Origin of the sequence: Serratia sp. CY40230, from assembly GCF_052168835.1 — a bacterium.
Classification (GTDB): domain Bacteria; phylum Pseudomonadota; class Gammaproteobacteria; order Enterobacterales; family Enterobacteriaceae; genus Serratia; species Serratia nematodiphila.
On the sequence record NZ_JBJNLX010000003.1, the window covers coordinates 275,126 to 301,928 of the forward strand.

The 26,803-nt window shown below is 61.1% G+C and carries 21 protein-coding genes; 6 read left to right on the plus strand and 15 right to left on the minus strand.

What is annotated here, in order from left to right:
- Positions 1-24: 24 nt before the first annotated feature.
- Complete coding sequence (locus ACJ8IJ_RS12965; protein ID WP_004937285.1) at positions 25-2,193, plus strand: YgiQ family radical SAM protein; 2,169 nt, start codon at positions 25-27, stop codon at positions 2,191-2,193.
- Between the two features lie 63 nt (positions 2,194-2,256).
- Here the strand turns inward: ACJ8IJ_RS12965 and ACJ8IJ_RS12970 are convergent, their stop codons facing one another.
- From ACJ8IJ_RS12970 to yqhD, 3 genes are all read right to left on the minus strand, one after another.
- Positions 2,257-2,862, minus strand: coding sequence for a transglycosylase SLT domain-containing protein (locus tag ACJ8IJ_RS12970; RefSeq protein WP_004937286.1), 606 nt, complete (start codon positions 2,860-2,862; stop codon positions 2,257-2,259).
- 141 nt (positions 2,863-3,003) lie between these two features.
- Positions 3,004-3,828, minus strand: coding sequence for a 2,5-didehydrogluconate reductase DkgA (dkgA, locus tag ACJ8IJ_RS12975; protein ID WP_004937289.1), 825 nt, complete (start codon positions 3,826-3,828; stop codon positions 3,004-3,006).
- 284 nt (positions 3,829-4,112) lie between these two features.
- Positions 4,113-5,276, minus strand: coding sequence for an alcohol dehydrogenase (yqhD, locus tag ACJ8IJ_RS12980; RefSeq protein ID WP_048325475.1), 1,164 nt, complete (start codon positions 5,274-5,276; stop codon positions 4,113-4,115).
- A gap of 226 nt (positions 5,277-5,502) precedes the next feature.
- Here yqhD and ACJ8IJ_RS12985 point away from each other — a divergent pair, with 226 nt between their 5' ends.
- A complete protein-coding gene (locus ACJ8IJ_RS12985; protein WP_370531244.1) occupies positions 5,503-6,390 on the plus strand; it encodes an AraC family transcriptional regulator in 888 nt (295 codons plus the stop codon).
- 7 nt (positions 6,391-6,397) lie between these two features.
- Here ACJ8IJ_RS12985 and ACJ8IJ_RS12990 read toward each other — a convergent pair whose 3' ends face one another.
- Positions 6,398-7,426 (minus strand): zinc-dependent alcohol dehydrogenase family protein, encoded by a 1,029-nt coding sequence (locus tag ACJ8IJ_RS12990; RefSeq protein WP_015379071.1) that lies wholly within the window; start codon positions 7,424-7,426, stop codon positions 6,398-6,400.
- 108 nt (positions 7,427-7,534) lie between these two features.
- Here ACJ8IJ_RS12990 and ACJ8IJ_RS12995 point away from each other — a divergent pair, with 108 nt between their 5' ends.
- A complete protein-coding gene (locus ACJ8IJ_RS12995) occupies positions 7,535-8,455 on the plus strand; it encodes a LysR family transcriptional regulator (RefSeq protein ID WP_004937298.1) in 921 nt (306 codons plus the stop codon).
- 10 nt (positions 8,456-8,465) lie between these two features.
- Here ACJ8IJ_RS12995 and ACJ8IJ_RS13000 read toward each other — a convergent pair whose 3' ends face one another.
- Positions 8,466-9,128 carry a DedA family protein gene (locus ACJ8IJ_RS13000; RefSeq protein WP_004937300.1) on the minus strand — a complete coding sequence of 221 codons (663 nt, stop codon included), beginning with the start codon at positions 9,126-9,128 and terminating at the stop codon, positions 8,466-8,468.
- A gap of 145 nt (positions 9,129-9,273) precedes the next feature.
- Entirely contained in the window at positions 9,274-10,470 is a 1,197-nt protein-coding gene (gene metC / locus ACJ8IJ_RS13005) for a cystathionine beta-lyase (RefSeq protein WP_004937302.1), read from the minus strand.
- A 431-nt stretch (positions 10,471-10,901) separates the two neighbouring features.
- Here metC and exbB point away from each other — a divergent pair, with 431 nt between their 5' ends.
- Both exbB and exbD read left to right on the plus strand, forming a co-directional pair.
- Positions 10,902-11,882 carry a tol-pal system-associated acyl-CoA thioesterase gene (gene exbB, locus ACJ8IJ_RS13010; RefSeq protein WP_442518698.1) on the plus strand — a complete coding sequence of 327 codons (981 nt, stop codon included), beginning with the start codon at positions 10,902-10,904 and terminating at the stop codon, positions 11,880-11,882.
- 3 nt (positions 11,883-11,885) lie between these two features.
- Positions 11,886-12,308 (plus strand): TonB system transport protein ExbD, encoded by a 423-nt coding sequence (gene exbD, locus ACJ8IJ_RS13015; protein WP_004937307.1) that lies wholly within the window; start codon positions 11,886-11,888, stop codon positions 12,306-12,308.
- A 57-nt stretch (positions 12,309-12,365) separates the two neighbouring features.
- On the opposite strand, the gene ACJ8IJ_RS13020 is transcribed toward exbD, so the two are convergent.
- From ACJ8IJ_RS13020 to ACJ8IJ_RS13055, 8 genes are all read right to left on the minus strand, one after another.
- On the minus strand, positions 12,366-13,409 hold the full coding sequence (locus ACJ8IJ_RS13020) for a LacI family DNA-binding transcriptional regulator (RefSeq protein ID WP_015379068.1): 1,044 nt from the start codon (positions 13,407-13,409) through the stop codon (positions 12,366-12,368).
- Positions 13,410-13,430: 21 nt separating this feature from the next.
- Positions 13,431-14,840: a sucrose-6-phosphate hydrolase gene (locus ACJ8IJ_RS13025; RefSeq protein ID WP_442518746.1), complete on the minus strand. Its 1,410-nt coding sequence runs from the start codon at positions 14,838-14,840 to the stop codon at positions 13,431-13,433.
- The gene (locus ACJ8IJ_RS13030; protein ID WP_442518697.1) at positions 14,840-16,210 is read right to left on the minus strand and encodes a sucrose-specific PTS transporter subunit IIBC; all 1,371 of its coding nucleotides are present in this window, start codon (positions 16,208-16,210) and stop codon (positions 14,840-14,842) included. Before ACJ8IJ_RS13030 ends, ACJ8IJ_RS13025 begins: the two co-directional genes overlap by 1 nt.
- A gap of 63 nt (positions 16,211-16,273) precedes the next feature.
- Positions 16,274-17,683: a carbohydrate porin gene (locus ACJ8IJ_RS13035; RefSeq protein ID WP_154871718.1), complete on the minus strand. Its 1,410-nt coding sequence runs from the start codon at positions 17,681-17,683 to the stop codon at positions 16,274-16,276.
- Positions 17,684-17,877: 194 nt separating this feature from the next.
- Positions 17,878-18,804 (minus strand): aminoimidazole riboside kinase, encoded by a 927-nt coding sequence (locus ACJ8IJ_RS13040; RefSeq protein ID WP_338911069.1) that lies wholly within the window; start codon positions 18,802-18,804, stop codon positions 17,878-17,880.
- A 178-nt stretch (positions 18,805-18,982) separates the two neighbouring features.
- Positions 18,983-20,509, minus strand: a complete 1,527-nt coding sequence (gene abgT / locus ACJ8IJ_RS13045) for a p-aminobenzoyl-glutamate transporter (protein ID WP_004937321.1) — start codon at positions 20,507-20,509, stop codon at positions 18,983-18,985.
- Positions 20,510-20,609: 100 nt separating this feature from the next.
- Positions 20,610-22,061: a M20 family metallopeptidase gene (locus ACJ8IJ_RS13050; RefSeq protein WP_442518696.1), complete on the minus strand. Its 1,452-nt coding sequence runs from the start codon at positions 22,059-22,061 to the stop codon at positions 20,610-20,612.
- Positions 22,058-23,374, minus strand: a complete 1,317-nt coding sequence (locus ACJ8IJ_RS13055; RefSeq protein ID WP_280631209.1) for a M20 family metallo-hydrolase — start codon at positions 23,372-23,374, stop codon at positions 22,058-22,060. The genes ACJ8IJ_RS13050 and ACJ8IJ_RS13055 overlap by 4 nt, the downstream gene beginning before the upstream one ends.
- 272 nt (positions 23,375-23,646) lie before the next feature.
- Here ACJ8IJ_RS13055 and ACJ8IJ_RS13060 point away from each other — a divergent pair, with 272 nt between their 5' ends.
- A complete protein-coding gene (locus ACJ8IJ_RS13060; RefSeq protein ID WP_015379061.1) occupies positions 23,647-24,543 on the plus strand; it encodes a LysR family transcriptional regulator in 897 nt (298 codons plus the stop codon).
- A 26-nt stretch (positions 24,544-24,569) separates the two neighbouring features.
- On the opposite strand, the gene ACJ8IJ_RS13065 is transcribed toward ACJ8IJ_RS13060, so the two are convergent.
- The gene (locus tag ACJ8IJ_RS13065; RefSeq protein WP_442518695.1) at positions 24,570-26,693 is read right to left on the minus strand and encodes a TonB-dependent receptor family protein; all 2,124 of its coding nucleotides are present in this window, start codon (positions 26,691-26,693) and stop codon (positions 24,570-24,572) included.
- Positions 26,694-26,803 lie beyond the last annotated feature (110 nt).

The following is a 26,803-nucleotide window of genomic DNA, read 5'->3' on the forward strand; positions in this document are numbered from 1 at the left end:
TTAACCTGTAAAAAGAGCAGCAGAATGAGCACCACCAGCCTGATCCAACCCGATCGTGAACTGTTTTCCTATAAGCCTTATTGGGCCGAATGTTTTGGCACCGCGCCGTTTTTACCGATGTCGCGGGCAGAGATGGATCAACTGGGCTGGGACAGCTGCGACGTGATCATCATCAGCGGCGACGCCTACGTCGATCACCCAAGCTTCGGCATGGCGATCATCGGCCGCATGCTGGAAGCGCAGGGCTTTCGCGTCGGCATCATCGCGCAGCCGGACTGGAGCAATAAAGAAGACTTCATGCGGTTGGGGAAACCGAACCTGTTCTTCGGCATCACCGCCGGCAACATGGACTCGATGATCAACCGCTACACCGCCGATCGCAAACTGCGCCACGACGATGCCTATACCGCCGGCAACGTCGGCGGCAAGCGCCCGGATCGCGCTACCCTGGTCTACAGCCAGCGCTGCAAAGAAGCCTATAAAGACGTGCCGATCGTGCTGGGCGGCATTGAAGCCAGTCTGCGTCGCATCGCCCACTACGATTACTGGTCTGATACCGTGCGCCGCTCGGTGCTGGTGGACTCCAAAGCCGACATGCTGATCTACGGCAACGGCGAGCGTCCGCTGGTGGAAGTGGCGCACCGTCTGGCCGCCGGTGAGAAGATCGGCGATATCCACGATATCCGCAATACTGCGGTGATGCGCAAAGAAGCGCTGCCGGGTTGGAGCGGCGTGGATTCCACCCGCCTCGACAAGCCGGGCCGCATCGAACCTATCCCGAACCCGTACGGCGAGGATCTGCCGTGCGCCGACGGCGCCAAGCCGAAAGAGCCGGAAGCCAAGCCTGTCACCGTGCGCGCCGCCAAACCGAAGCCGTGGGAGAAGACCTACGTGCTGCTGCCGTCCTTCGAGAAAGTGAAGGGCGACAAGGTGCTGTATGCGCACACCTCGCGTATTTTGCACCATGAAACCAACCCAGGCTGCGCCCGCGCGCTGATGCAGAAACACGGTGACCGTTATGTGTGGATCAACCCGCCGGCGATCCCGCTGACCACGCCGGAGATGGACAGCGTCTTCGCCCTGCCTTATCAACGCGTACCGCACCCGTCCTACGGCCAGGATCGCATTCCGGCCTATGACATGATCCGTTTCTCGGTGAACATCATGCGCGGTTGCTACGGCGGCTGTTCGTTCTGTTCGATCACCGAGCATGAAGGGCGCATCATCCAGAGCCGTTCGGAAGATTCGATCGTTCGCGAAATCGAAGAGATCCGTGACAAGGTGCCGGGCTTTACCGGTGTGATCTCCGATCTGGGCGGCCCGACCGCCAACATGTACATGCTGCGTTGCACCAACCCGCGCGCTGAGCAGACCTGCCGCCGCGCCTCGTGCGTGTATCCGGAGATCTGCACCTATATGGATACCAACCACGAGCCGACCATCAAGCTTTATCGCCGCGCGCGTTCGCTGGAGGGCATCAAGAAGATCCTGATCGCCTCCGGGGTACGTTACGATCTGGCGGTGGAAGATCCGCGCTATATCAAGGAACTGGCGACCCACCACGTCGGCGGCTACCTGAAGATCGCGCCGGAGCACACCGAAGAAGGCCCGCTGTCGAAGATGATGAAACCGGGCATGGGCAGCTACGATCGCTTCAAGCAGCTGTTTGATCACTATTCGAAGCTGGCGGGCAAAGAGCAGTATCTGATCCCATACTTTATCTCGTCGCACCCGGGCACCCGTGATGAAGACATGGTGAACCTGGCGCTGTGGCTGAAGAAGAACCGTTTCCGCCTCGATCAGGTGCAGAACTTCTATCCTTCGCCGATGGCCAACTCCACCACCATGTATTACAGCGGCAAAAACCCGCTGAGCAAGGTGGGGTACAAGAGTGAAGACGTGGTGGTGCCGCGCGGCGATCGCCAGCGCCGCCTGCATAAGGCGCTGCTGCGTTACCACGATCCGGCCAACTGGGCGCTGATCCGCGCCGCGCTGGAAGAGATGGGCCTGAAGCACCTGATCGGCAGCCGCCGCGATTGTCTGGTGCCGGCGCCGAGCATCGACGAGCAGCGCGAAGCGAAACGCCTGCAGCGCCATACCCGGCCGGCGCTGACCAAACATACCGATATCAATCGGCAGCGCACGCCGTCCAACCGGCCGCCGCGCAAACCGATTCGCAAAGCCAAGCCGTAACGGCCGCACCGCGTGCGTAAACAAAAAGGAGAACCCCCGGGTTCTCCTTTTTACTTTTGAGCGTCACAGCTGCTCGTAGGCGGCTTCCACTTTCATCAAATGGCGCGGCGCCTGCGGCGCGGGATGGTATTTGCGCACGTGCCAGTTAAAGGCCTCCGGCGACAGGTTGTTGATCATCGCGATCGCCTGCTGACGGTTGCTGGAGAAGGTGCGCAGCAGCGCGCCGGTGCCGTTGACGTAGGCGATGATGGTGGCGTAGCGCAGCGTGACGGGATTGGCGATCCCTTTAAGCTGTTGTTTTTGCAAGGTGGCCAGATAGGCGGCGCCAAGATCGATATTGGTGTCGGGATCTCGCAGGTCATCGTCGTCCGGGCAGCCGCGTTTGCCTTTGTAGCGATAGGCATCGCAGCCGGCGGTATCGGCTTTCAGCTGCATCAGGCCGATCGCATTGGATCTGCTCACTGCGGAAGGATTGAAGCCGGACTCCACCTGGATCATGGCGGTGATCAGCTTGGCGTCCACGCCGTATTCGCTGGCGGCGTCTTTAATGGCGCTATCGAAGGCGTGGCGATCGTAGCTGACGCGCTGTTTCTTGCCGGCGCAACCCGCCAGCACCAGCATGATGCAAAGCATGCCCAGCCGTGACCCGTGTGAGAAAGAAAATTTCATGGTGCTCCGTGCTTGTCTGTTTTTTTAACGGCGTGAACCGGCGGCTGGAGCCTCCGGCGTCGTCATCATAACGTCAGGCGGCGCAAGGGAGCAATGTGCGGGAAGGAAAAGCCCCCTCCGGCCGGAGAGGGCTTGAGGGGGTTACAGGGTATCCGGATCAGGCCCCAGGCGGTTGCCGACGTCCAGCTTGGCGATCTCGCCCAGTTCGTCCTTATCGAGTTTGAAATCAAATACCTCGAAGTTTTCGCGGATACGCGACGGCGTGACCGATTTCGGGATGACGATAAGACCGCTGTCCAGGTGCCAGCGCACCACAATCTGCGCCGGGGTTTTCTCGTATTTCTCGGCCAGCGCCTTGATCAGCGGCTGGTCGAACACGCCTTCACCGCCTTGCGCCAGCGGGCTCCAGGATTCGGTGGCGATATGGTGCGTGGCGTTCCAGGCGCGCAGCTGGCGCTGTTGCAGCAGCGGGTGCAGCTCGATCTGGTTGACGACCGGCGCCACGTTGGTTTCATCCAGCAGGCGCTGCAGGTGCGGCGTATGGAAGTTGCATACGCCGATGCTTTTCACCAGGCCTTGCTCGCGCAGTTTGATCAGCTCGCGCCAGGCGGAGACGTATTGATCCTGCTGCGGGCGCGGCCAGTGGATAAGATACAGATCCACATAGTCCAGCTTGAGTTTTTCCAGGCTGGTTTCCAGCGCCGCCAGCGGATCGCCCTGATCGTCGTTCCACAGCTTGGTGGTGATGAACAGGTCGCTGCGCGGCAGCGAGCTGGACTGCAGCGCGGCGCCGACGCCTTCCTCGTTCTTGTAGATCGCGGCGGTGTCGATGGAGCGGTAACCGATCTCCAGCGCTTTGCTCACCGCGCGGGTGGTCTCTTCAATACTCGCCTGCCAAACGCCGAGACCCAACTGCGGCATCAGATTACCATCGTGGAGTTTGATGATGGGTTGTTGCGTTGTCATGCGCATCTCCTTGTGTACGGATTGCGGCGCCTGCGGCGCCGAAACGGCTATAGATAAATTCTAGTTGGCAAAATGGGCGGTTGCCGGGTTTGCCAGCCTAATTTCAGCGGTGGCGGGAGGGCTATTTTCTCCCCGCTCTCCCTGCGAATGAGCGGTAAGACGAGTGGTGCGAAACGATCGGCGGCGCTGAAGCGCCCGACTGCGCCCGGTGATCGGCCGGGCGCAGGATGCGGCGAAAATGGCTGGCGGAGACTAAAGCCTAGCAAAAAATCGCCGTTTTGCGATTAACGCGCCGCTTCATAAATGCGGCGGCTGACGTCCAGGGTGATGTCCTGATGCTCCCCCAGGGCGGTCATGCCGTGCTGATGGAGCTTGTCGAGCAGCGCCGGAATGCTGCTGCCGTCGAGCTGATAATCCGCCATGCGGGTCGGCACGCCCATCTGCTCGAAGAAGGCGCGGGTGGCGGCGATGGCGCCGTCGATGCGGCTGTCTTCGCTGCCTTCGCGCAGGCCCCAGACGCGGTCAGCATACTGCAGCAGTTTTTCGCGCTTCTGCGCTTTCTTCTCGTGCAGCAGCGCCGGCAGCACGATGGCCAGCGTTTGCGCGTGGTCGAGATCGTGCATGGCGGTCAGCTCATGGCCCAGCATGTGGGTCGCCCAGTCCTGCGGCACGCCGGCGCCGATCAGGCCGTTCAGCGCCATGGTGGCGCTCCACATCACGTTGGCGCGCACCGCATAGTTCTCCGGCTCGGCCAGCGCGCGCGGGCCGTCTTCCAGCAGGGTCAACAGCAGGCCTTCGGCGAAGCGATCCTGCACCTTGGCGTCGACCGGATAGGTCAGATACTGCTCCAGGGTGTGCACGAAGGCGTCGACCACGCCGTTGGCGATCTGGCGCGGCGGCAGCGAGTAGGTCACCACCGGATCCAGCACGGCGAAGCGCGGTTGCACCAGCGGTGAGAAGAAGTGCTGCTTGTCGCCGCTGCTTTTGCGGGTGATCACCGCGCCGCTGTTGGACTCGGAGCCGGTGGCCGGCAGCGTCAGCACGCAGCCCATCGGCACCGCGTCGGCGATGTGGCTGCCGACGGTCTGCAGAATGTGCCAGGCGTCGCTGCTGGCGGTATAACGGGCGGCGGCGGCGATGAACTTGGTGCCGTCAACCACCGAACCGCCGCCGACCGCCAGCAGGAAATCGATGTTTTCCGCTTTCACCACCTCGACCGCTTTCATCAGCGTTTCGTAGGTCGGGTTCGGCTCGATGCCGGAGAACTCCCGCACGTCGCGGCCGGCCAGCGCGCTATGCACCTGATCCAGCACGCCGTTTTTCTTCACGCTGCCGCCACCGTAGGTGATCAGGATGCGCGCGTTCGCCGGGATTTGGCTGGCCACTTCGGCAATTTGCTCCTTGCCGAACAGGATTTTGGTTGGGGTATGCAGAATGAAGTTGTGCATGGTTGATTTCTCTCTTTCTGTCAGGCGGGCGCCAAAGCGGCGCAAAGGTGTCTGGTCTGTATTGTCAGGAACCGGGCGGCAACGCACAATGCACATTTCTGTTTGGTTCTTGCCTATTCCTATAAGTCACTGTAGAAATGGCGAGTTTTAAATTATGATTTATGCCGAATCGTTCTGACTGTAAGAGGGTGTTTCCGTGATTGAAATCGATGCGCTGCGCAGCCGCATGGCGCGCCAGGCGATGACTATCGCCAGCGGCAACGGCTACACGCCGTCGCCGGTGCCGCGGGTGAAGATTTTGTATGTCGATCGCCACAGCCCGCGTCAGCCGGTGATGTATGAACCGGGGATCGTCATTGTTTTTCAGGGGCACAAGGTCGGTTATTGCGGCAATAAGAAGTTCCAATACGATCCGCGCAACTACCTGCTGATGACGGTGCCGCTGCCGTTTGAATGCGAAACCTTCGCCAGCCCGGAACTGCCGCTGGTTGGGTTGGCGGTCAATATCGATACCCAAATGCTGCAGGACTTGCTGATCGACATCGGCGATGACGACTACCTGATGCAACCGTGCGCCCAGAGCAACGGGGTGAACCTGGCGGAAATGACGGAAGAGTTGCTGTGCGCCACCGAGCGTCTGCTGGACGTGATGGCCAATCCGCTCGACGCCCGGGTGCTGGGGCCGCAGATCGTACGGGAGATTCTCTATTATGTGCTGCGCGGCGCCTGCGGCGCGTCGCTGCAGGAGTTGGTCAATCGGCATACCCACTTCAGCCAGATCGCCAAGGCACTGCGGCGTATCGAACATCAGTATGCCGACAGCATCAACGTCGAGCAGTTGGCCAGCGAGGTCAACATGAGCGTCTCGGCGTTCCATCACAACTTCAAGGCGGTGACCAACACTTCGCCGCTGCAGTACGTGAAGTCGTACCGGCTGCATAAGGCGCGCCTGTTGATGGTGCATGACGGTCTGAAGGCCAGCACGGCGGCGATCCGCGTCGGCTACGAAAGCGCGTCGCAGTTCAGCCGCGAGTTCAAACGGCTGTTCGGCATGACGCCGAGCGATGAAGTCGCCCGGCTGCGCGAGGCCAACCCGCTGCTGCTGGAGGGCTGAGCCGCGTTTATGGGGTTAAGACGATCTTGCCGAATGGCCCGCGATCGAGGTGATCCAACGCCTGCGACAGCTGATCGAAGCGGTATACCTGGTCGATCACCGGCTGCAGGTTGACGGCGTCCACGGCGCGCACCAGGTCTTCCAGCGCGCGGCGGTGGCCGACGCCGATGCCCTGAATCACTGCGGATTTTAATAGCAGTGGGCCGGCGGGAGCGGAAATCTCGTTGCCTTCCAGGATGCCGATTACCGAGATGCGTCCTCCCACCGCCACGGCGCGCACCGAGTTGCCGAGGTTGGTGCCGCCGACGGTGTCGATCACATGGTCGATGCCGCGATCCTGCGTCAGCGCATAAATCGCCTCCACCCAATCGCCGTCCAGCCGGTTGATGCCATGATTGGCGCCCAATGCCAGGGCTCGCGCCAGCTTTTCATCGCTGCCGGAGGTGACATAGACCTCCGCGCCGTGGGCTTTTGCGATCTGCAGCGCGAACAGCGCCACGCCGCCGGTGCCTTGCACCAGCACCGTATCGCCGGCATGCAGTTTGCCTTGTTCCACCAGCGCGAACCAGGCGGTCAGCCCGGCGCACGGCAGGGTGCTGGCCTGGACGTCGTCCAGCGACGCCGGCGCCGCTACCAGCCAGTCTTCATGCAAAATCACGTATTCCGCCAGCACGCCCTGATAAAAACCGCCGAGGGTGTGGTAAGGCACCCGGCGCGCATCGCCGTAGGGTTTTTGCTCGCCGTCGAGCCAACCGGGGCTGAAGGTGGAAATGACGCGCGCGCCGGGCTGAAAGCGGCTGACGCCGGGGCCGATGGCATCGACCTCGCCGGCCATGTCCGAGGCGGGCGTGAACGGCTGCGGCAGCGTGAGCCCCATGCCGCTTTCTATCATCAGTTTGTCACGGTAATTGAGTGAGATAGCCTTCACTTTCACTCTGATTTCGTGCGGCCCCGGCTGTGGGATGGCGCTTGCGCTCAGCTGCAGGTGCTCACGCCCCAGGGCGCTCATCGTCCAGCGTTGCATTGTATTGGTCATGATGTTCTCCAAAGTCAGCGATTAACAGACCTGCCGATAATATCGTTGATGAAGGTTCGCCAGTGGCGATAAGATTTCCGCAGATTGTTTCTTTCAGAGCGACAAATCATGAGCGATCGGTTGAGCGGTATTTCGGTATTCGTTACCGCCGTGGAGGCGGGCAGTTTTGCAGTGGCGGCCAGTCGGCTGCATCTTTCGCGTTCGGCGGTCGGCAAAACTATCGCCCGGTTGGAGCAGCGGCTGGGGGTGCGGCTGTTTCATCGCACCACGCGCAGCCAGAGCCTGACCGACGACGGTGCGCTGTTCTACGAGCGCTGCCTGCGGGCGCTGGAGGAGATCCGTGGCGCGGAAACGCTGCTGGAGTCGGGGAAAAGACAGGTCAGCGGCCGGCTGCGGGTGTCGATGCCGGTGCTGTTTGGCCGCATGTGCATTGCGCCGCTGCTGACCGAACTGACGCGTGAGCATCCTGGGTTGGAGTTGGAGCTGTCGTTCAGCGATCGGGTGGTGGATCTGATTGAGGACGGCTTCGATATGGCGATCCGCAACGGTACGCTGGCCAACAGCAGCGGCTTGGTGGCGCGCCGCATCGGCGATCACCGTATGACGCTGTGCGCCTCGCCGGCCTATCTGCAGCGGTGCGGCGAACCGCACAGCATCGAGCAACTGGCGCAGCATGAGGCGGTGACCTATATGCGCGCCGGCGCACGGCGCAGCTGGCGGGTGCTGGACGAGAACGGCGAGCCGCAGGACGTGATGCCGAATAACCGGCTGCAAATGGACGACCTGCAGGCGATTGCGGATGCGGCGACGGCGGGTTTCGGCATCGCCTGGCTGCCGTGCTGGCTGGTGCGTGAGCAGTTGTTGAGCGGGGCACTGGTGCGCTTGCTGCGCGATCGGCCGGGCGCCGCCTTTGAAGCGCATGCGGTGTGGCCGCACACGCCTCACCTGCCGCTGAAGGTGCGGCTGGCGGTGGATACGCTGGTGAGCAAACTGCCTGCCAGTCTGGCGTTGGTCGAGAAGGCGCTGTAGCGCGCCCGATTCAGGAAGAGGCGGCGCGTTTTTTACGCCAGATCACCAGCATGGCGCCCAGCAGGCCGACAAACAGCAGCAGCAGCGGCAGCAGCATCAGGCCGGTCATCACCTGGCTTTCGTAGCGTTTCACCAGCGGGATTTGGCTGAACGCGTAGCCGAGGCCGACCAGTGCGCAGACCCAGATCGCCGCGCTCAGCCAGTTGAACACCTGGAAGCGCGAGCTGTTGAGCCCGGAAATGCCGGCCATGGTCGGCAGCAGGGTGCGCACGAAACCGAGGAAGCGGCCGATCAGCAGCGCCGTCAGCCCGTGGCGGTTGAACAGGTTGTGCGCGCGCTGGTGGTACTGTGCCGGCAGTTGCAGCAGCCAGCTCTTCACCAGGCCGGTGTGGCCCAGCCAGCGGCCCTGGATATAGCTCAGCCAGCAGCCGAGGCCGGCGGCGGCGGTCAGAATCAGCAGAGTGGGGGCAAAGCCCATCACGCCTTTGGCGATCAGCGCGCCCGACAGCAGCAGCAGGCTGTCACCGGGAAGGAAGGAGGCGGGCAGCAGTCCGTTTTCCAAAAACAGAGTGGTGAAAAGTACGGCGTAAACCACCCAAATTACGCTTGGATCGGCGAGGGCGATAAAGTCCTGCTGCCAAAGCGCATGAATAATCTCTCGTAATACATCCATTTTATGTCCTGTTGCATGCCGGTTGCGCCCGGGGTCACGTTCTCCAGGATGCGGCGGGTACCGTATCTGACAGTTACCCGGTTAGTGTACCGCTAATAGCTTAAGCCGACATTAAACGAGACGAAGAAAATTATCGGAATCCGCGTTAGCGCACGCCGTTGAGGCGATCGAAGCCGGCCGCCAGATCGGCGATCAGGTCTTCGACGTTCTCCAGGCCGATATGCAACCGCACCAGTGTGCCGGAAAAATCGACGCCGCCCGCCGGGCGGATCGCTTCCAGTTCTTCCGGCTGGTTGGCCAGGATCAGCGACTCGAAGCCGCCCCAGGAGTAGGCCATGCTGAAGTGGCTGAAGTTATCCAGGTAAGCGGCCAACTGCGTATCGTCCAGCCGTTCCTTCAGCACGAAAGAGAACAGCCCGTTGCAGCCGCTGAAGTCGCGGCGGTAGAACTCGTGGCCCTTGCAGCTCGGCAGGGCCGGATGATTGACCGTCGCCACCTCCGGCCGCGCCGCCAGCCAGTTGGCGACCTCGATGCTGCTGCGTTCGTGCTGCTTCAGCCGCACGCTCAGGGTACGCAGGCCGCGGCTCGCCATGTAGGCGGTGTCGGCATCCACCATCTGCCCCATCAGATAGGAGTACTCGCGCAGTTGATCCCAACAGCGCGCGTTGGCGACGGCGGTACCAAGCATGTAATCGGAATGGCCGATCAGGTATTTGGTGCCGGCCTGAATAGAAATGTCGATGTCGAAATCCAGCGCCTTGAACAGCACGCCCGCCGCCCAGGTGTTGTCTATCATGATAACCACTTCCGGCGCCACGGCGCGAATGGCCTGCACCATCGCCGGAATGTCCTGCACTTCCAGGGTGATGGAACCGGGGGATTCCAGGAACACCACGCGGGTATTGGGCTGGATCAGTTTGGCGATGTCGGCGCCGATCAGCGGATCGAAATAGGTGGTGCTGACGTTCATGCGGCCGAGGATATGGGTGCAGAAATCCTGGGTCGGTTCGTACGCAGAGCCGGTGACCAGCAGGTGATCGCCGGCGCCGACGAACGACAGGATCGCATTGGCCACCGCCGCTGCGCCGCAGGGGTACAGCACGCAGCCGGCGCCGCCCTCCAGCTCCACCATCGCATCCTGCAGGGCGAAGTGGGTCAGGGTGCCGCGTCGGCCGTAAAACAGCTCGCCGTGGGCGCGTTGCGCGGTGGCGTGTTTTTTGGCAGCGACGGAGTCGAAGACCAAAGAAGAGGCGCGTTGCGTGACGGGATTGACGGAGCCCTGGGTGTAGCGTTTGCCGCGGCCGGCGCCGATCAGCGCGGTTTCGATATGTTTTGACGTCATGGTACCTGGCTCACCTCTGGTTGCTCTGCACGTGCCCGTTTACGATAGCCCTTACGTTAACATGAGTTAATATAGCCATCCAGACGTTTTAACTTCCAGATATAGAAACGGCTATAATTGTCTGTCGGGCGTGCATTTCTCGCCTCATCCTTCTGCCGTGGTGCGAGAGAGAAGCCCATTCATCGGTCAAGACGCCGTTCGGCAGCGTGGCGTTGTTGCGTCGTTGTGGAAGAAAAGTAACGAAATCACCCTATAAAAGGGGCATTTGGCGGTGAACGGACACAGATTGGCGCTTTGTGGCGATGCTGGCTAAAATTTTCTCGTTTATTTGGTAAATAATAATGAGAACCACTATCAATCCCCGGTTGGTTTGATATGATCGCACGCTGAATTATTCCTTAATTTTGATCGGTAATGGGTGGAGGCACAGCGTGAAAACGGCTGGCAAGAATTTAAATCAAGGATCGTTCGGCCAGGGCCGGGCGCAGTGGGGCAAGGCCTTCGGCCGCAGCCTGATGGCATCTATGGTGCTGGTCGTAGGGCTGGCCGGCAGCGCGCAGGCCGCGCCGGCGAGCAATCCGGCCGTTGCCGAAAGCGTTGCGTCGACCACCGCGCCTGCACCTGCTGCAGCCGCCGCGCCGGAGAGCATCACGCCGGTGAACCCGGCGCCAACGATCCAGCCACCGGAAACCCGCGGCATGGACCTGTCCGTTTGGGGCATGTACCAGCACGCCGACGCGGTGGTGAAAGCGGTAATGATCGGCCTGGTGCTGGCCTCGATCGTGACCTGGACCATTCTGTTCTCCAAAGGCAGCGAACTGCTGCGCGCCAAGCGCCGTCTGCGCCGCGAACAGCTGGCGCTGGCCGAAGCGCGCTCGCTGGATGAAGCCTCCGAACTGGCGCAAAACTTCGGTCCGGAGAGCGTCAGCGCGGTATTGCTGAACGACGCGCAAAATGAGCTGGAGTTGTCTGCGGAATCCAACGACAACAACGGCATCAAAGAGCGCACCGGCTTCCGCCTCGAGCGCCGCGTGGCGGCCTACAGCCGCAACATGGGCCGCGGCAACGGCTTCCTCGCCACCATCGGTGCCATCTCGCCGTTCGTCGGCCTGTTCGGCACCGTGTGGGGCATCATGAACAGCTTCATCGGCATCGCCCATTCGCAGACCACCAACCTAGCGGTCGTAGCGCCGGGCATCGCGGAAGCGCTGTTGGCGACCGCACTGGGTCTGGTCGCGGCTATCCCTGCCGTCGTTATCTACAACATCTTCGCTCGCGTCATCAGCGGCCACCGCGCGCAGGTGGGCGACGTGGCGGCGCAGGTCTTGCTGCTGCAGGGCCGTGATTTGGATCTGGCCGCGACGGCGGAAGCCAAGCGCTCACAGCACGCGCACCAACTGCGGGCGGGGTGAGTCATGGCGATGCGCTTAAATGAAGATCTGGACGACAGCGGCGAACTGCATGAAATCAACGTAACGCCGTTTATCGACGTCATGTTGGTGCTGTTGATCATCTTTATGGTGGCCGCGCCGCTGGCAACGGTAGATATCCGCGTCGATCTGCCGGCCTCCTCCGCCAAGCCGCAGCCGCGGCCGGAAAAACCGGTGTTCCTGTCGGTGAAGGCCGACAAACAGCTCTACGTCGGTGATCAGCCGGTGAATGCCGATCAGTTGACTTCGGTGCTGGATCAACGCACCCAGGCGAACAAAGAAACCACCATCTTCTTCCAGGCGGACAAGAGCGTGGACTATGAAACGCTGATGAGCGTGATGGACACCCTGCGTAAAGCCGGCTACCTGAAAGTGGGGCTGGTGGGCATGGAAGGCGCCGCCAAGTAGCGGGCTGATGAAACAAAAAAGGGCGCTTCGGCGCCCTTTTTTACTGGTTCAGAGATATCACTCTTCGGCCAACAAAGCCCGGGAACCGGCATGGCGCCAGCGGATACGGCCCGGCAGATAAAGCGCGTTCTGTTCCAGCGGCCGCTCGTCGATCAGTGCGGTGACTTGGTCGAAGCTATGTTGCGCCAGCGCCCGGCAGTCCTGTGCGACCGTATCGATCTTCAGCGTCATGCAGTCGAACAGGTAGTGATCGTCGAAGCTGCACAGGTGGATGTCGCTTTCCATCAGCTGATGTTGAGTCAGATAACGCAATACCCCTTCCAACAGGCCGCAGGCGGCGGTAAACAGCGCTTTGGGCGGCCGCCCCAGCTGGGCGCACAGCTGAGCGAACATCTCGTACCCTGAGCTGGGGTGATAGTTGCCGTTGATGATCCATTCCGGTTTGCACTCGATGCCGGCGCGCTGCAGGCCAAGCTGGAAACCGGCCAGCCGATCGCGGGTCGGCGAAATGCGCGGCTGCCCGCCGAGAAAATAGATCTCGTCCGGATGTTGGCGCGCGACCTTTTCCACCAGGTCGGCGGTCGAGTTGACCGAATCGGTGATCACCAGCGGCAGTTCGGAACCGGCGATCAGACGGTCCATCTGCACTACCGGCAGTCCGACATTGATCTTCTGGTATTCCGCGTCGTTTAGCTGGCTGGAGGCGACAATCAAGCCGTCCACCTGCCGCTGCACCAGACTGTTCACCGCCATCATTTCCTGCGCCGGGTTTTCATCGGTACAGGCGATCAACAGCTGCAGCCCGGCTTCGCGGCACAGCGTTTCCAGCTCGCGCGAAATCACTGCAAAGCCGTAGTTGGTCATCTCCGGTACCACCAACCCCAGCGTGTGGCTGCGGTTGGAGCGCAAAGAGCGGGCGTGGATGCTGGGCTGATAATGGTGTTCGTGCGCCAGCGCCAGAATGCGATCGCGGGTGTCGTCGGACACCCGGTATTCCTTGCTGCGGCCGTTCAGCACCAGGCTGGCGGTCGATTTCGACACCCCGGCCAGCGTGGCGATGTCACTGATGGTAATGCGTTTATTTTTTTTCACTGACGCCATCTGAAGTCATCGGAGGATGCGTCATTCTAGCATGCATGGCGTCAGCGGCCAGTATTCCAACGCCAGCGGCGCGCTCCCGCACAGCCGCAGTTGCGGCTCACCCGCCGGGAAGTAGCGTGCGCTCATCACCGCCTCGCCGTGGTTGATGAAAATCTCCACGCTGGAACGATCGAACAGCAGTTGCAGATGCGTGACCGGGCCGCGCCAGTAACGGTGCTCCGGCCGGCCGTCGGTCAGGGAAGCGCGCGTCAGCTGCAGCCTTTCGCCGTCCCAGTTCAGCGTCATCGCGTCGCCAAAGGTTGCGTTGAACGGGCCCTGCGGCGTCAATTGCAGCTCCGCGGCCCCCAGCGCATAGGCGGGGGCGTTATCGGCGCGGCCTTGCCAGCCTGCTCGCTCACCGCGCAGCTGTTGCAGCTCGCGCGCCGGGCGCTGGTGGAGGCGGCCATGCCGCAGCGACAGTTCGCGCGGGCAGGTCATGGTGTGGATCCAGCCATAACGGCACGTCGGATGGGCTTCTTCATCTTGCTCGGGCACGCCCATCCAGCCGAACAGCAGGCGGCGGCCATCTTCCGCCAACGTCGTCTGCGGCGCGTAGAACTCGAAGCCGGCGTCCAGCTCGCGGAATTCGCCGTGGCTGAAGGCCGCCTGCCGGTAATCCAGCTTGCCGAGCAGATAACCGGCCTGATAACGGTTGAGATAGCGTTCCGGCTGCGGCGTCAGCCCCTGCGGACAGCAGATCAACACCTCGTCGCCGTCTAACGAGAACAGGTCCGGGCACTCCCACATGTAACCGAATTCCTCTAAGCCGTTCAGTCCGGAACCGGCGATCTCTCCCAGCGCTTGCCAGTCGCGCAGATCGCTGGAACGAAACAGCAGCACCTTGCCGCGATCCTGCAGGTCACGCGCGCCGAGCACCATGTACCAGTCATTTTGATGACGCCACACTTTCGGATCGCGTACGTGACCGCTGTAGCCCTCCGGCAGCGGCAGCACCGGCCCGAGTTTGCGATATTCGCCCCGTTCGCTTTCCTGAGCCAGGCATTGGTAAGCGGTGCGTGAGCCGCCTGGAAATTTCACGTTGCCGGTGTAGATCAGCGTGATTTTGCCTTCCGCCACCACCGCCGAGCCGGAGTAACAGCCGTGGCTGTCGTAACAGGCGCCGGGCGCCAGGGCGATTGGCTGGTGCTCCCAACGCAGCAAATCAGCCGACTGCCAGTGTCCCCAGCATTTGTTGTGATGATCGCAACCCAGCGGATTCCACTGATAAAACAGATGATAAACGCCGTTGTGCTGGATAAAGCCGTTGGGATCGTTCAGCAGGCCAACGCTGGGTGCCAGATGCCAGTCCGGTCGGTGCGGATCGCGCAGCGCGAGCGGCTGGCCGTTCATTACCGCCCGCATTGCCTGTTTGATTAAGCTGAGTTCTTCCATCATTGCGCGTCCGTTTTGTATTTCAGCAGTAGGGAGAGGACAAAGGCGCTGCCAAACGCGATCGCCAGACCGATGATATAGCTGACCAGCGAACTGGCCTGCACGATCGCCATGCCGGGGATCGCCGTCAGCCCGACCGCGTTCATGCCGACATGGTTGGCCACCACCCAGGCGCCGCCGAGCGCGCCGCCCGCCAGCGCCGCCAGAAACGGTTTCACGAAGCGCAGGTTGATGCCAAACAGCGCCGCCTCGGTGATGCCGAGCATGGCGGAAAAGGCCGAAGGCACCGCAATGGCTTTGATTTTGGCGTCGCGGGTTTTGAAATAGACCGCCAGGCAGGCGCCGCCTTGAGCGATGTTGGCCATCGACCAGATCGGCAGCAGGAAGTTGACGCCGATATTGGGGTTGCCGAGCAGCCCGGCTTCTACCGCGTGGAAACTGTGGTGGATGCCGGTGATGACGATAGCGGAATAGAGGCCGCCGAACAGCAGCCCGGCTAACCACCCCGCATGAGCAATCAGCGTGCTGAGCACGAAGGAGATGCCATCGCCCAGCGCGCGGCCGGCGGGGCCGATAAACAGCAGGGCGACAAAGCCTGAGATCACCACCGTCAGGAACGGCGTCAGGATCAGATCGAGCGCGTTGGGGATCACCTTGCGCAGCCGCTTTTCCAGCGCGCTCATGAACCACACCGTCAGCAGCACCGGGAATACCGTGCCCTGGTAGCCGATCATGGCGATGTCCAGACCGAAGAAGTTCATGGTGTGGAACCCTCCGGCGACGCCCCAGGCATTGGTCAGCGCCGGATGCGTCAAAATGCCGCCGAGCGTGGCGCCCAGATAGGGATTGCCGCCGAATTCGCGTGCGGCGGTGAAGCCGATCAGAATCGGCAGAATAATGAACGCCGCCGAGCTGAACATATCCAACATGATGAACAACGCGCTGTTGGCATCGGCCCAGCCGTAGGTTTTCGCCATGCCGAGCAGCCCCATCAACAGGCCGGAAGCGACGATCGCCGGGATGATCGGCACGAAGATGTTCGACAGCAGGCGGGCGATGCGCTGCAGCGGGTTGAGCTTTTTCGCCGCGATATCGGCGGCTTCGGCCTTGCTGGATTCGCTGACGCCCGCCGCCTTGATGAATTCCGCATGTACCTTGTTGACCAGCCCGGTGCCGAAGATCACCTGGATCTGACCGGCGTTGCTGAAGCAGCCTTTGACGCCGTCCAGTTTGCCGATGGCCTCTTTGTCCACCTTGCTGTCGTCCACCAGCACCAGGCGCAGGCGCGTGGCGCAGTGGGCGGCGCTGGCGATGTTCTCTTTACCGCCGAGCAGCGGCAACAGCGCGTTGGCGGTTGCGGTAATGTCCATGTTGTCCCCTTGCTAAATAAAAATGCCGCCGCGCAGTTTGCGGCGCAGCGCCGTGAATCGATGTCAGAAGAAATACTTGAATCTGGCGCGCATGCCGTAACGCTGGTCGTTGTCGCCATTGGCGATCTTGCTGTCGGCGTTGGCTTCCAGCAGCGACACATAGGCGCCTAAATACAGGTTGAAATTCTTCATATTCATAATGTTAGGTATCTGATACGACGCATGAACGGTGTGGATGTCGTAGTTGCCCGGTTCGCTGAGCGGGTTGTGGATATCGGCGGCGATCCCGGCGGTATTGAACTCTTTGATGTTGTTGTGCGCATAGATATAACCCAGTTCGAAGCGCCGCCACAGCACGTTGACGCCGGCGGTCAAGTCTTGCTCGCCTGACGCATCCAGGTAGGCGGTGCTCAGGTTGGCCACCACGCCGTTATCCGGATCGGCCGCGTTGGTGTTCCAGCTCATGGTCATGCCGTAGCCGTTGCGCTTGGATTGATCGACGAAGCGGCCCTGGCTGTCCTGATAGCCGTAGGCGTTATTCACCACGTTGCTTTCCATCGCCGCCGCGATGCTGAAGGCATCTTTCTTCCAGGCGATCACCGGGCGCAAATAGGCGACGTTTTTCTTATTTTCCAGCGCATTGCCGTGGTAGCTGTTGTCCTGGAACAGCGAGGTGCCGTCTTCCACCAGCGTGTTCAGTTCGAAATAGACATCCCCGGCGTATTTGCTCAGCATCAGGTTGCCGCCGCTGCTGCTGCGGCCGCGGCCTTCTTTCATCATGTAGATATAGCCGAAGCCGTCGGCGTACAGGTCGTTGGCGGTATTGCCGGAGTATTGAATGAAGGTGTCCTGATTCAGCGGGAACATGTCGTAGGCTTCGAAGCGGCCGATTTTGGTTTGCCAGTTCTTTTCATTGCCGAAGAAGAAAGCGGCGTCGTCCAGGTTCATTTTGCCGCTCATGTCCGCCAGCGGCTGGACGCTGAAGCCGGAGAAGTTACCGTCCGGATTGCGGCGGTAGCCGTCCAGCCCGACCAGAATGCGGCCGTTGATGTCCCAGCGCTCTTTGTTGCCGGGTTTCCAGTCCTTGTGGTCGCTGCCTTTCAACGACGTCAGCTGGCCGCTGCGGCTGGCGCCGTCCAGGTTGAACTCCACGTCGCCATACAGTTTCAGATCGTTGAAACCGTTCAGTTTCAGCGCGCTGGTCGGAGAGGACTGCGTTTCCAGCGTGGCGGCGCGCTGCGCGACCTGCGCGGTTTGTCTTTCGGTGCTGGCGGTGCGCTGTTCCAGCTGTTGCGCCCGGCGTTCCGCCGCCGTGGCGCGAGTTTCAGCCTGAGCGGCGCGCCGTTCCGCCTGCGCCAGACGTTGTTCCAGCGCGTTGAGACGCGCCTCGATACTGCCGCCGCCCGAGGTCGCTGCGGCAGACGTGGAGAGGAAAAGCCCTGTTGTTATCGCCAAATAGCTGAGTTTTTTCATCATCGTCTATCATCCGGGAAGGGTTGTTATTATTTTTTGCTAAATTGCTAAACCGGTTTTTCATGGCGAAAGATAGCGATCGAGAAGCGGACTGGCAATCAAGTTTGCTAACCCGATTCAGCTATTGTGATCGAGTACGCAAATCGCGGGTTAAAAGACCACGGCGCTAAGGGGAGCGCCGTGGATGCAGAGAATCAACGCAGGAAAGCAGCCAACTCGTCGGCGCGGGGCAGGGCGGTCATGGCGCCCTTGGCGGTGGTGGCCAGCGCACCGCAGGCCTGCGCCTGGGCGATAACCGCCGGCCACTGCGCTTCCTGAGGTAATTCGTGAAGGCGTGCCAGCGCCGCTAACAGCCCGGCGACGAAGGCGTCGCCGGCGCCGGTGGTATCGACCGGCACGACAGGCGCTGCGCGGAAATGACGCAGACGATGCCCATCGTGTACGCAGACGCCGTCGCCGCCCAGCGTCACCAGCAACAGGCGCAGCGGATAGGTTTGCATCATCCAGCGCATGGCGTTCTCCAGATCGTCAAGATGGCTGATGAAAGCCAGCTCTTCGCGCGACAGTTTCACTACATCCGCCAGCAGCAGCGCCTTTTGCAGGCAGGGGCGCAGCGCTTCCGGCTGGCGCCAGACCTCTTCGCGGATGTTGGGATCGAAACTGACCCGGCCGCCGACTGCCCGCATGCGTTCCATCGCCGTAAAGGCCGCGCTGCGGCTGGGCTCCTGCGACAGCGCGATGGAGCAGAGGTGCAGCCACTCGCCCCGCTGGAAAGCCGGCAGATCGTCGGGCTGCAAAAACAGATCGGCGCTGGGCTGCACCATAAACGTGAATGAGCGCTCACCCTGAAGATCGAGATCCACCACCACCGTGGAGGTGTGGTGTTCGGGATCCGGCCGCATATGGCCGATATCCACCCCTTCATCGCTCAGCACCTGCTGCAGAAAGGCGCCGAAGCTGTCTTGCCCCACCCGGCCGATAAAGGCGCTGTCGCCGCCCAAGCGGGCGATACCCACCGCCACGTTCGCCGGCGCGCCGCCGGGGCATTTGAGATAACCGTTGGCATTTTCCGGCACCAGGTCGATCACGGCGTCGCCCAGTACCCATACGCGATTCATCATGCTTAATCCCTGTTTTTGTCGTTGTCAGATGGTGAGCTAAAATAGAAGAACCGGTTTAGCAAGGCAATGAAATAATCCTCAGAGCCGCTTGGTCAGTGAGGAAGATCAATCTTTCTGCTGGGCTTGGGGAGAAGGGGATCTGCCCCGCGAACCGGCGCGGGGCGAGATAGCGGGGCGTTTAGCCCAGCTTCGGATAGACGCCGGGACCGATTGGCAAGCCTAGCGCATACCAGACCAGCAGCAGCAAAATCCACACGCTGAAGAACACCAAAGGATAGGGCAGGATCAGCACGTAATAGGTGCCGAGCTGCGCGTCTTTGCGGTAGCGCTGCAGGAAGCCGAGGAACAGCGGCAGGAACGGCGACATCGGCGCCAGCGGCAGCACCGCAGAGTCGGCGATGCGGAAGATCATCTGGGCGAACGCCGGGTGGAAACCGAGCAGCATAAACATCGGCACGAAGATCGGCGCCAAAATTGACCAGATCGCCGAGCCGCTGGCGATGAACATGCACAGGAAGGCGGAGAGGAACATCAGGCCGAGAAACGCCGGTGCGCCGCTCATGCCGGCGGCTTCCAGCATATCGGTCAGGCCGACGGCCATAAACTTGCCCATGTTGCTCCAGTTAAAGAACGCCACGAACTGCGACAGCGGAAACACCATCACGATGAAACCCGCCATGCTTTTCATCGGATCGAGCAAGTGGTGGGGAATATCGTCCGGCCGCCGGATCTGTTTGGTGACCACGCCATAGGTAATGGCGACGGTGAAGAAGAACAGGATGATGATCGGCACAATACCCTTGATGAACGGGGAAGGGATCACCGAACCGGTGTTCGGGTCACGCAGCGGCGCGGCCTCCGGCACCACCAGAGCGGCGATGATGGCGATAAACACCAGCGCGGCGATGCCGCTCATCATCAGCCCCCGGTTCTGCAGCGGGGTCAGCGCTGCGATTTTGTCTTCGGCGCCGCCTTGCCACTTCGGCAGACGGGGCTCGATAAACTTGTCGGTGAGCAGCGCGCCGGCGATGGTCAGCACGATCACGGAGGTGGCCATAAAGTACCAGTTGTCGATCACGCTGACGTGAACCGCGCCGTCCACCGCTTTGGTGGCTTCGGTGCTGATGCCGGAAAGCAATACGTCGGTGGTGACGATCAACAGGTTGGCGGTAAAGCCGGAGGCGACGCCGGCGATCGCCGCCAGCAGTCCGGCTATCGGGTGGCGACCCACCGCGATAAACATCAGCGCGCCGAGCGGCGGCATCACCACCAGCGCAGCGTCCGACGATATATGGCTGAAGAAGGCGATAAACAGCACCATATAGCTGGCGTAGCGGGCGCTGACGCGCGAGGCCATTTTGTACATCAGCGCCTGCAGCAGGCCGACCTTTTCCGCCAGGCCGGCACCTATCACCAGCGCCAAAATAGCACCCAGCGGCGCAAAGCTGCTGAAGTTATGGATGATATTGGGAAATATCCACTGCATGCCCGCCACGCTCATCAGGTTATTCACCTTGATGAGCTCGCCGGTGGCCGGATTTTTCACCGCCACATCGAGCCAGGAAAACAGCGCGGTGGCCAGCATAAGCACCAGGATCAAATAGACGAACAGTAAAAACGGATTGGGGATCTTATTGCCGATGCGTTCCACCCAGTAAAAAACGCGTCCGGGGCTTTTATTGATTGGCGTTGTGGCCTCACTCATGATTTTACCCTCTGTGTTTGCTCTGTTGTGTGATTGTTATTATTTGATTTATTTATAATTATACTTAGTGGCCCGGTTGTCCGGGCCCTGTCTGTTCATGCTATTTCAATGGCGATGGTTGCACCCCCTGCGGGATTGGGCAGCGGTACGGCTGTTCGGCGCGCTGGCGCTCGAACTCGCTGCGGCAGCGCGCCAGCAGGGCGCTGTCGCTCAGCAGATCGATGGCGGTCGCCGCCATCACCTTGCCGGCCAGGCACATGCCCTTATGGGCGATAGCGGTGCGGCCCTGCGCCACCAGTTGCCAGGTGTGCAGCGGAGTGCCGAGTGCGAAACAGGGGCTAAAGCATTGGGCGGTCGGCGCCACCCAGCTCACGTCGCCAACGTCGGTAGAGCCGTACAGCAGATCGTCGGATTCCACATAAGGCGCGACCTCGTCCATCAGCACCTTATCTCCCAACTGCTGCACCCACTCGCGTCCGGCCGCGCCGCCGGTGCGGGCAATATTGAGTTTGGCGTTGCGCAGGTCGTCGCGGCTCAGGGTCTGGCGGATTTCCTCGGCGAAGCGGCGCTCGGCGTCGCTGTACTCGGGCAGACCGAAATCGCACAGGTTTTGATACATCGCGCGTTCCAGGCTGCGGTTCGGCACATAGTTGGAGCAGGCTTTGTCGAAGCGCACCTCCATCTGAGTGTCAGTCATCAGCGCTGCGCCCTTGGCGATGTTGATCACCCGCTGGTAAATGTCCTGCGCCTGATCGAGCTGCGGCGCGCGGATCAGGTACAACACCTCGGCGTCGGCCTGCACCACGTTGGGGGAGCTGCCGCCGGTGTTGGTGACCGCGTAGTGCAGCCGCGCTTCCTGCACGATATGTTCGCGCAGGAAGTTGGCGCCGGTATTCATCAGCGTCACCGCGTCCAGCGCGCTGCGCCCCAGGTGCGGCGAGTTGGCGGCATGGGCGGCGACGCCCTTGAAGTGAAACGCCGCCTGGATGTTGGCCAGCGTGCTGGTATTGAACATGCCGCTGAAGCCTTCCGGGTGCCAGGTGAGTGCGGCGTCGACGTCATCGAACAGGCCTTCGCGCACCATAAAGGTCTTGCCGGAGCCGCCTTCTTCGCCGGGGCAGCCGTAGAAGCGCAGGGTGCCGCTCAGCCGGTTCTGCTGCATCCACGCCTTGGCGGCGAAGGCGCCCGCCAGCGCGGCGGTGCCCAGCAGGTTGTGGCCGCAGCCATGGCCGTTGCCGTTTTCCACCAGCGGCTGCGGCGTGGCGCAACCGGCCTGCTGGCTCAGCCCGGCCAGCGCGTCGTACTCGCCCAGCAGCGCGATAACCGGGTGGCCGCTACCGTAGCTGGCGATGAACGCCGTCTCAATGTCGCCCACGCCGCGTTCGACCGAGAAGCCTTCCTGCTCCAGCGCATCGGCCAGCAACGTGGCGGAATAGGTCTCGTTAAAGCGCGTTTCCGGGTGGTCCCAAATCGCGTCGCTCAGCGCGCTGAAGCGGGGCTGGCGTTGGTCAATGTAGTCGTCGATAAAGGCCTGCAGTTCTGAGTTGCTCATGCTCCGCTCCCGAATGTCGGCAGGTTCAGCGCCAGCGACGCCAGCGTTTTCACCGCCACCGCCATCACCTGCTCGTTGAAGTCGAATTTCTCGTTATGGTGCCCGGCGCTCAGCTCGGTGCCGAAAATGACGTATGAGGCCTGGCCGCCGCGGGATTTCACCCGTTCCATCATGTAGGTGGCGTCCTCGGAACCCGCAGCCTGTTCGCGGCGATCGACCACCGAGGTCAGCTCGGTTATCTGCTGCGCCTGGCGGCGGATGTAATCCACCCACGGTTGGGTCGGTTTGCTGCTCTGCGCCGCGCCCATCAGCGCGATGTCGCAGGCGACGCCGTGCATTTTGGCGGCGCCTTCGATGGCGTTCAGCGCCTGTTGATAGACAAACGCGTTGATCTCATTGGTGGCGCCGCGCGTCTCCACCTTCATAAACGCCCGATCGGCGATCACGTTGCGGCCGGTGCCGGCCTGCAGCACGCCGACATTGATGCGCGAGCTGCCTTCGCTGTGGCGCGGGATGGCGTAAAGCCCCAGCGCAGCCTGCGCCGCTGCCAGCAGCGCGTTGCGGCCGTCTTCCGGCTTGGCGCCGGCGTGGGAGGCGACGCCGCGGAAAGTAACGTCCAGCTTGCTGGTGGCCATAAAGCTGTCGCTGCCGCACACCAGCTCGCCGGCCGGCACGCCGGTGCCGATATGCACCGCGGTGAAGAAATCGACGTCGTCCACCACGCCGGCCTCCACCATCGATTTTGCGCCGCGTGTGCCTTCTTCCGCCGGCTGGAAGATCAGTTTGACGGTGCCGCGAAGCTGGGATTCCAGGCTTTTGAACACGTGCGCCAGCCCCAGGCCGATGGTGGTATGGCCGTCATGACCGCATGCATGCATCATGCCGCTGTTGCAAGAGGCGAACCCTTCACGGAACGGCAGGTGTTCGGGTTCCAGCAATTCGTTGAGATCGAGGGCGTCCATATCCACGCGATAAGCGATAGTCGGGCCGGGGCGGCCGGTATCGAGCGTTGCGACGATGCCGGCGAAGCCGCCGGAAAAATGCGGCAACCATTTTTCCAACGCCCCCTGATTGCGGGCGCGCTGTTCCTGCGCTTCCAGCTCGGCGGGCGAGGGCAGCCCCATGCGCGCCTCTGCCTTGATGACCTCGCGGCCCAGCTGCAGGCGATAGCCCAGCCGATCGAGTTCTTCCGCCACCAGGGTGGCGGTGCGGAACTCAAACCAGCCGGATTCGGCATAGCGGTGGAAGTCGCGGCGCCAGGCCTGCAATTGCGGGTACAAATCAGCCACCAACATCGAAAGCGAATTAGTCATAGTGATATCTCATAAGTTATCGCGCGCTGGATCGCTCCAGGCAGCAGTTATGCTCTGAACTGAAATCAGACGGTGAAGCTATTGCAAAGAAAAAGGTGCGTTTGGTTACTAACTGCCGTGAATGGCGCTTATTGGCGCAGAAAATGCGCTTAATTAAGCGAAATAAGAATTTGGTTATTTATTATGTTTTTTCCGAATGTACACAATGGAATCTGGCTAAATAAGATGCCAATATCTTGCTATTGATAAACAACGGTTATCGCCTTTCGCCTATGCCAGCCTCGATAAAATTGCACCAATTGCGTGCATTTGTGGACGTTAGCCGCCAGGGCAGCATCCGCGCCGCCAGCCGCACCTCTCGCCTTTCCCAGCCTGCACTGACCAAGGCCATTCAGGAGCTGGAAGAGGTGCTGGGCGCCAAGCTGTTTATTCGCCGTAGCCAGGGGGTGGTATTGACCGACTGCGGCGATAACTTTTTCCAGCATGCCAGCCTGATCCTCGAAGAGCTGCGGGTGGCGCAGGAAGACATTCAGCAGCGGCTGGGGTTGGCGGGCGGCACGGTGAATATCGGCGTTGGCGGCAGCATTGCGCGCACCGTGATGCCGCAGGTGGTCACCCAGTTTCACCGTGAGTATCCCAACGTGAAGGTGCGCATCGTCGAGGGGCAGCTGGTGTCGATGATCCCAGAACTGCGCCAGGGCGAGCTGGATTTTACCGTCAATACCTATTATCCCAGCAGCCTCGACAACGAGCTGCAGTATGAACGGCTGATGGAAAAAGAGTATCGGGTGGTGGTGCGCAAAGGGCATCCGATGGAGGGGGCGACCTCGCTGAAACAGCTGCAGCACTGCGACTGGACCATGCCGACACCGAAAGGCAGTTATTATCGGCTATTGCACGATCTGTTCGGGGACTTGGGCATGGCGCCGTCGATCAGCGTGACCTGCGAGACCTTTATGGCCTGTACCAGCCTGGTGGCGCAGAGCGATTTTGTCAGCATTCTGTCGGTGGACGTGATTTCAGATCCGATTTTGGGCAAGCATTTGGTGCCGCTCGAGCTGGAAGAGCGTCTGCCGAAAGCGACGTTTTATCTTATCCAACGCAAGGACACCACCCTGACGCCGATGGGCGCGCACCTGGCGCGCCTGTTTCGCCTTTACTGTCGGTGATACCGAGGCCCTGCCGGGCCCCGGCATTAGAAGGCGATCGACCCCTGCACGAAGAAGGTGCGCGGTTCGCCGACGTACTTGCCGAAGTTGTTGTCGTTGGAGCGGGTGAAGTAGCGCTGATCGAACAGGTTTTTCACCCCGGCTCCCAGCGTCAGGTTCGACAGCTGCGGCCCGAAGTTATATTCCCCGCGCATATTCCACACCATGTAACCGGCGATATTGCCGAACTGGCCATCGGCGCTTTCCTGCGTGATGTACTCCGGCCCTGTGCCCGGCGAATGCTGTTTCGACTGCGCATAACCGTCCAGATTCCATACCCAGCTGCCGGTGGCGTAACGTGTGCCGACGGTATAGACCTGGCGCGAGTAGAACGGCAGATCTTTACCGGCGAAGTCGCCCTTGTCGGTGCTGGCCTTGGTGTAGGTATAGCTGGTGTAGACGCTGGCGCCGTCGAGCGCGCGATTCAGCTCGCTGAGATCGTAGCTGAGTGCCAGCTCGATGCCTTTGTGCTTGGTGGCACCCATGTTGGTCCAGCCCACGTCGTTGCTGATGTACTGCAGCTGGTTATCGAAGTCGATGTAGAACAGCGTGGCCTCGGCCTTGACTACGGTGTCGTCGTAGCGGGTGCCGAATTCATAGGTGTGCGCTTTTTCCGCCGTTAGCCCCGGCGCCGGCTGGTTGCCGTTGCCGCCTTTGGTCAGTTGGAAATACTGCATGCTGCCGAACGAAGTGTTGGCGTTGGCGAACAGTTTCCAGGCGTCGGACAGGTGGTACATCACGTTCAATGACGGCAGCGGCTCGCTGTAGCTTTTCTTGCGGCTGATATTGTTGAACGAATCGTCCACGTGGGTGCGGATGCTTTCATAACGCAGGCCCGGCGTGACCGTCCAGTTGCCGACGTTAATGGTGTCGTCGATATAGAACGCGTTGGCCGCGGTGCCGCCGGAGGTGTGCTGGTAATAATCCGGGGTCTCCGGCGTCGAGCCGATATTCGCCGGGTTATACCAGGCCGAACGCGACGCCTTTTCATCCATGGTTTCATTCAGGTAGCGGTAACCGAGGGTGATCTCGTGCGCCATATCCCAGAAACGGAAGACCTGCGAGTAACTTGGTTCGATAGCCCAGGTTGAATAGTGGCGCGGATAGGAGACCATGCGCCGCTGGCCCGCGTTTTTGCCGGTGCCTTCCGATTCGATGTTGCTGCCGCGGTAGCTGTCGGTGAAGTAGGTCAACACTTCGAACTGTTTGTCGTCTTCCTGATGTTTGTACTTGAACGACATATCCTTGCGGCGGCCTTCGAACTGATCCCACGGCCGCGTGGATTGGAACGGGTTTTGCGCGTATTGCGCGGTGCTCAGCCCGCCCGGCATGCCGGCTTTGGCGTCGTAGTAGTGGAAAGTGGCCAGCAGCTCGTCACGATCGGTGAACGCATAACGCGTTTTCAGCATGAAATCGTCGATGTCGGTGTTGTCGTTGTTGTCGCGGTAACCCTGGCCGTGCAGCCCGGAGTAGAGCAGTTCGGCGCCGAGGCCGTTGTCTGCGGTGCCACCCACGGAGGCGCTGGTCAGGGTCTTCAGGCCGCCGTGGCTGGCGCCCTGGGTTTGTACGCTGGCGGTGCCGCCAAACGTTTTGGGAATGTCACGGGTAACGAAGTTGATCACGCCGCCGACGTTCTGCGGCCCGTAGCGCACCGCGCCGCCGCCGCGCACCACGTCCACCGATTGCAGATTACCGATAGACAACGGGGCCATCGACAGCTGCGGCTGGCCGTAAGGCGCGACCGCCAGCGGGACGCCGTCCATCAGAATGGTGGAGCGTGGAGAAAGACGCGAAGTCAGGCCGCGCACGCCGACGTTAAGCGAGATGTCACTGCCGCCGGTGCCGTTGCTGTCGCGCACTTGCACGCCGGGTACGCCGCGCAGGCTATCGGCGATGGTTTGGTCGCCCTGTTCGTGCATTTGCTGCTGGGTGACGATGGAACGCGCGCCCGGATGGTTGAGCAGCACCGAACTGGTATCAGGGTTGTCCAGCCAGTTGCCGACGACGGTCACGGTGTCGGTATCGTTCTGAGATGAGTTATCAGTAGCAAGGACAGGGAATGCGATGGCGATGGAAGCCGTCAGCAGAGAAAGCCGAAAAAGAGGTGACATAATAATGCCTTAAGAGTTTCAGACCCGGATGTGTTTTTTTAGAAAAGACAATCTTAATGATAATTATTGGCAAGTAAATAGAATTGTTACGGGATAGTTAAGCGGGTAAC

What these genes read in the sequence shown, in the direction of transcription:
- ACJ8IJ_RS12965 (WP_004937285.1), top strand. Translation starts at nt 25, where the DNA reads ATGAGCACCACCAGCCTGATCCAACCCGATCGTGAACTGTTTTCCTAT.
- ACJ8IJ_RS12970 (WP_004937286.1), bottom strand. Translation starts at nt 2,862, where the DNA reads ATGAAATTTTCTTTCTCACACGGGTCACGGCTGGGCATGCTTTGCATC.
- dkgA (WP_004937289.1), bottom strand. Translation starts at nt 3,828, where the DNA reads ATGACAACGCAACAACCCATCATCAAACTCCACGATGGTAATCTGATG.
- yqhD (WP_048325475.1), bottom strand. Translation starts at nt 5,276, where the DNA reads ATGCACAACTTCATTCTGCATACCCCAACCAAAATCCTGTTCGGCAAG.
- ACJ8IJ_RS12985 (WP_370531244.1), top strand. Translation starts at nt 5,503, where the DNA reads ATGGCGCGCCAGGCGATGACTATCGCCAGCGGCAACGGCTACACGCCG.
- ACJ8IJ_RS12990 (WP_015379071.1), bottom strand. Translation starts at nt 7,426, where the DNA reads ATGACCAATACAATGCAACGCTGGACGATGAGCGCCCTGGGGCGTGAG.
- ACJ8IJ_RS12995 (WP_004937298.1), top strand. Translation starts at nt 7,535, where the DNA reads ATGAGCGATCGGTTGAGCGGTATTTCGGTATTCGTTACCGCCGTGGAG.
- ACJ8IJ_RS13000 (WP_004937300.1), bottom strand. Translation starts at nt 9,128, where the DNA reads ATGGATGTATTACGAGAGATTATTCATGCGCTTTGGCAGCAGGACTTT.
- metC (WP_004937302.1), bottom strand. Translation starts at nt 10,470, where the DNA reads ATGACGTCAAAACATATCGAAACCGCGCTGATCGGCGCCGGCCGCGGC.
- exbD (WP_004937307.1), top strand. Translation starts at nt 11,886, where the DNA reads ATGGCGATGCGCTTAAATGAAGATCTGGACGACAGCGGCGAACTGCAT.
- ACJ8IJ_RS13020 (WP_015379068.1), bottom strand. Translation starts at nt 13,409, where the DNA reads ATGGCGTCAGTGAAAAAAAATAAACGCATTACCATCAGTGACATCGCC.
- ACJ8IJ_RS13025 (WP_442518746.1), bottom strand. Translation starts at nt 14,840, where the DNA reads ATGGAAGAACTCAGCTTAATCAAACAGGCAATGCGGGCGGTAATGAAC.
- ACJ8IJ_RS13030 (WP_442518697.1), bottom strand. Translation starts at nt 16,210, where the DNA reads ATGGACATTACCGCAACCGCCAACGCGCTGTTGCCGCTGCTCGGCGGT.
- ACJ8IJ_RS13035 (WP_154871718.1), bottom strand. Translation starts at nt 17,683, where the DNA reads ATGAAAAAACTCAGCTATTTGGCGATAACAACAGGGCTTTTCCTCTCC.
- ACJ8IJ_RS13040 (WP_338911069.1), bottom strand. Translation starts at nt 18,804, where the DNA reads ATGATGAATCGCGTATGGGTACTGGGCGACGCCGTGATCGACCTGGTG.
- abgT (WP_004937321.1), bottom strand. Translation starts at nt 20,509, where the DNA reads ATGAGTGAGGCCACAACGCCAATCAATAAAAGCCCCGGACGCGTTTTT.
- ACJ8IJ_RS13050 (WP_442518696.1), bottom strand. Translation starts at nt 22,061, where the DNA reads ATGAGCAACTCAGAACTGCAGGCCTTTATCGACGACTACATTGACCAA.
- ACJ8IJ_RS13055 (WP_280631209.1), bottom strand. Translation starts at nt 23,374, where the DNA reads ATGACTAATTCGCTTTCGATGTTGGTGGCTGATTTGTACCCGCAATTG.
- ACJ8IJ_RS13060 (WP_015379061.1), top strand. Translation starts at nt 23,647, where the DNA reads ATGCCAGCCTCGATAAAATTGCACCAATTGCGTGCATTTGTGGACGTT.
- ACJ8IJ_RS13065 (WP_442518695.1), bottom strand. Translation starts at nt 26,693, where the DNA reads ATGTCACCTCTTTTTCGGCTTTCTCTGCTGACGGCTTCCATCGCCATC.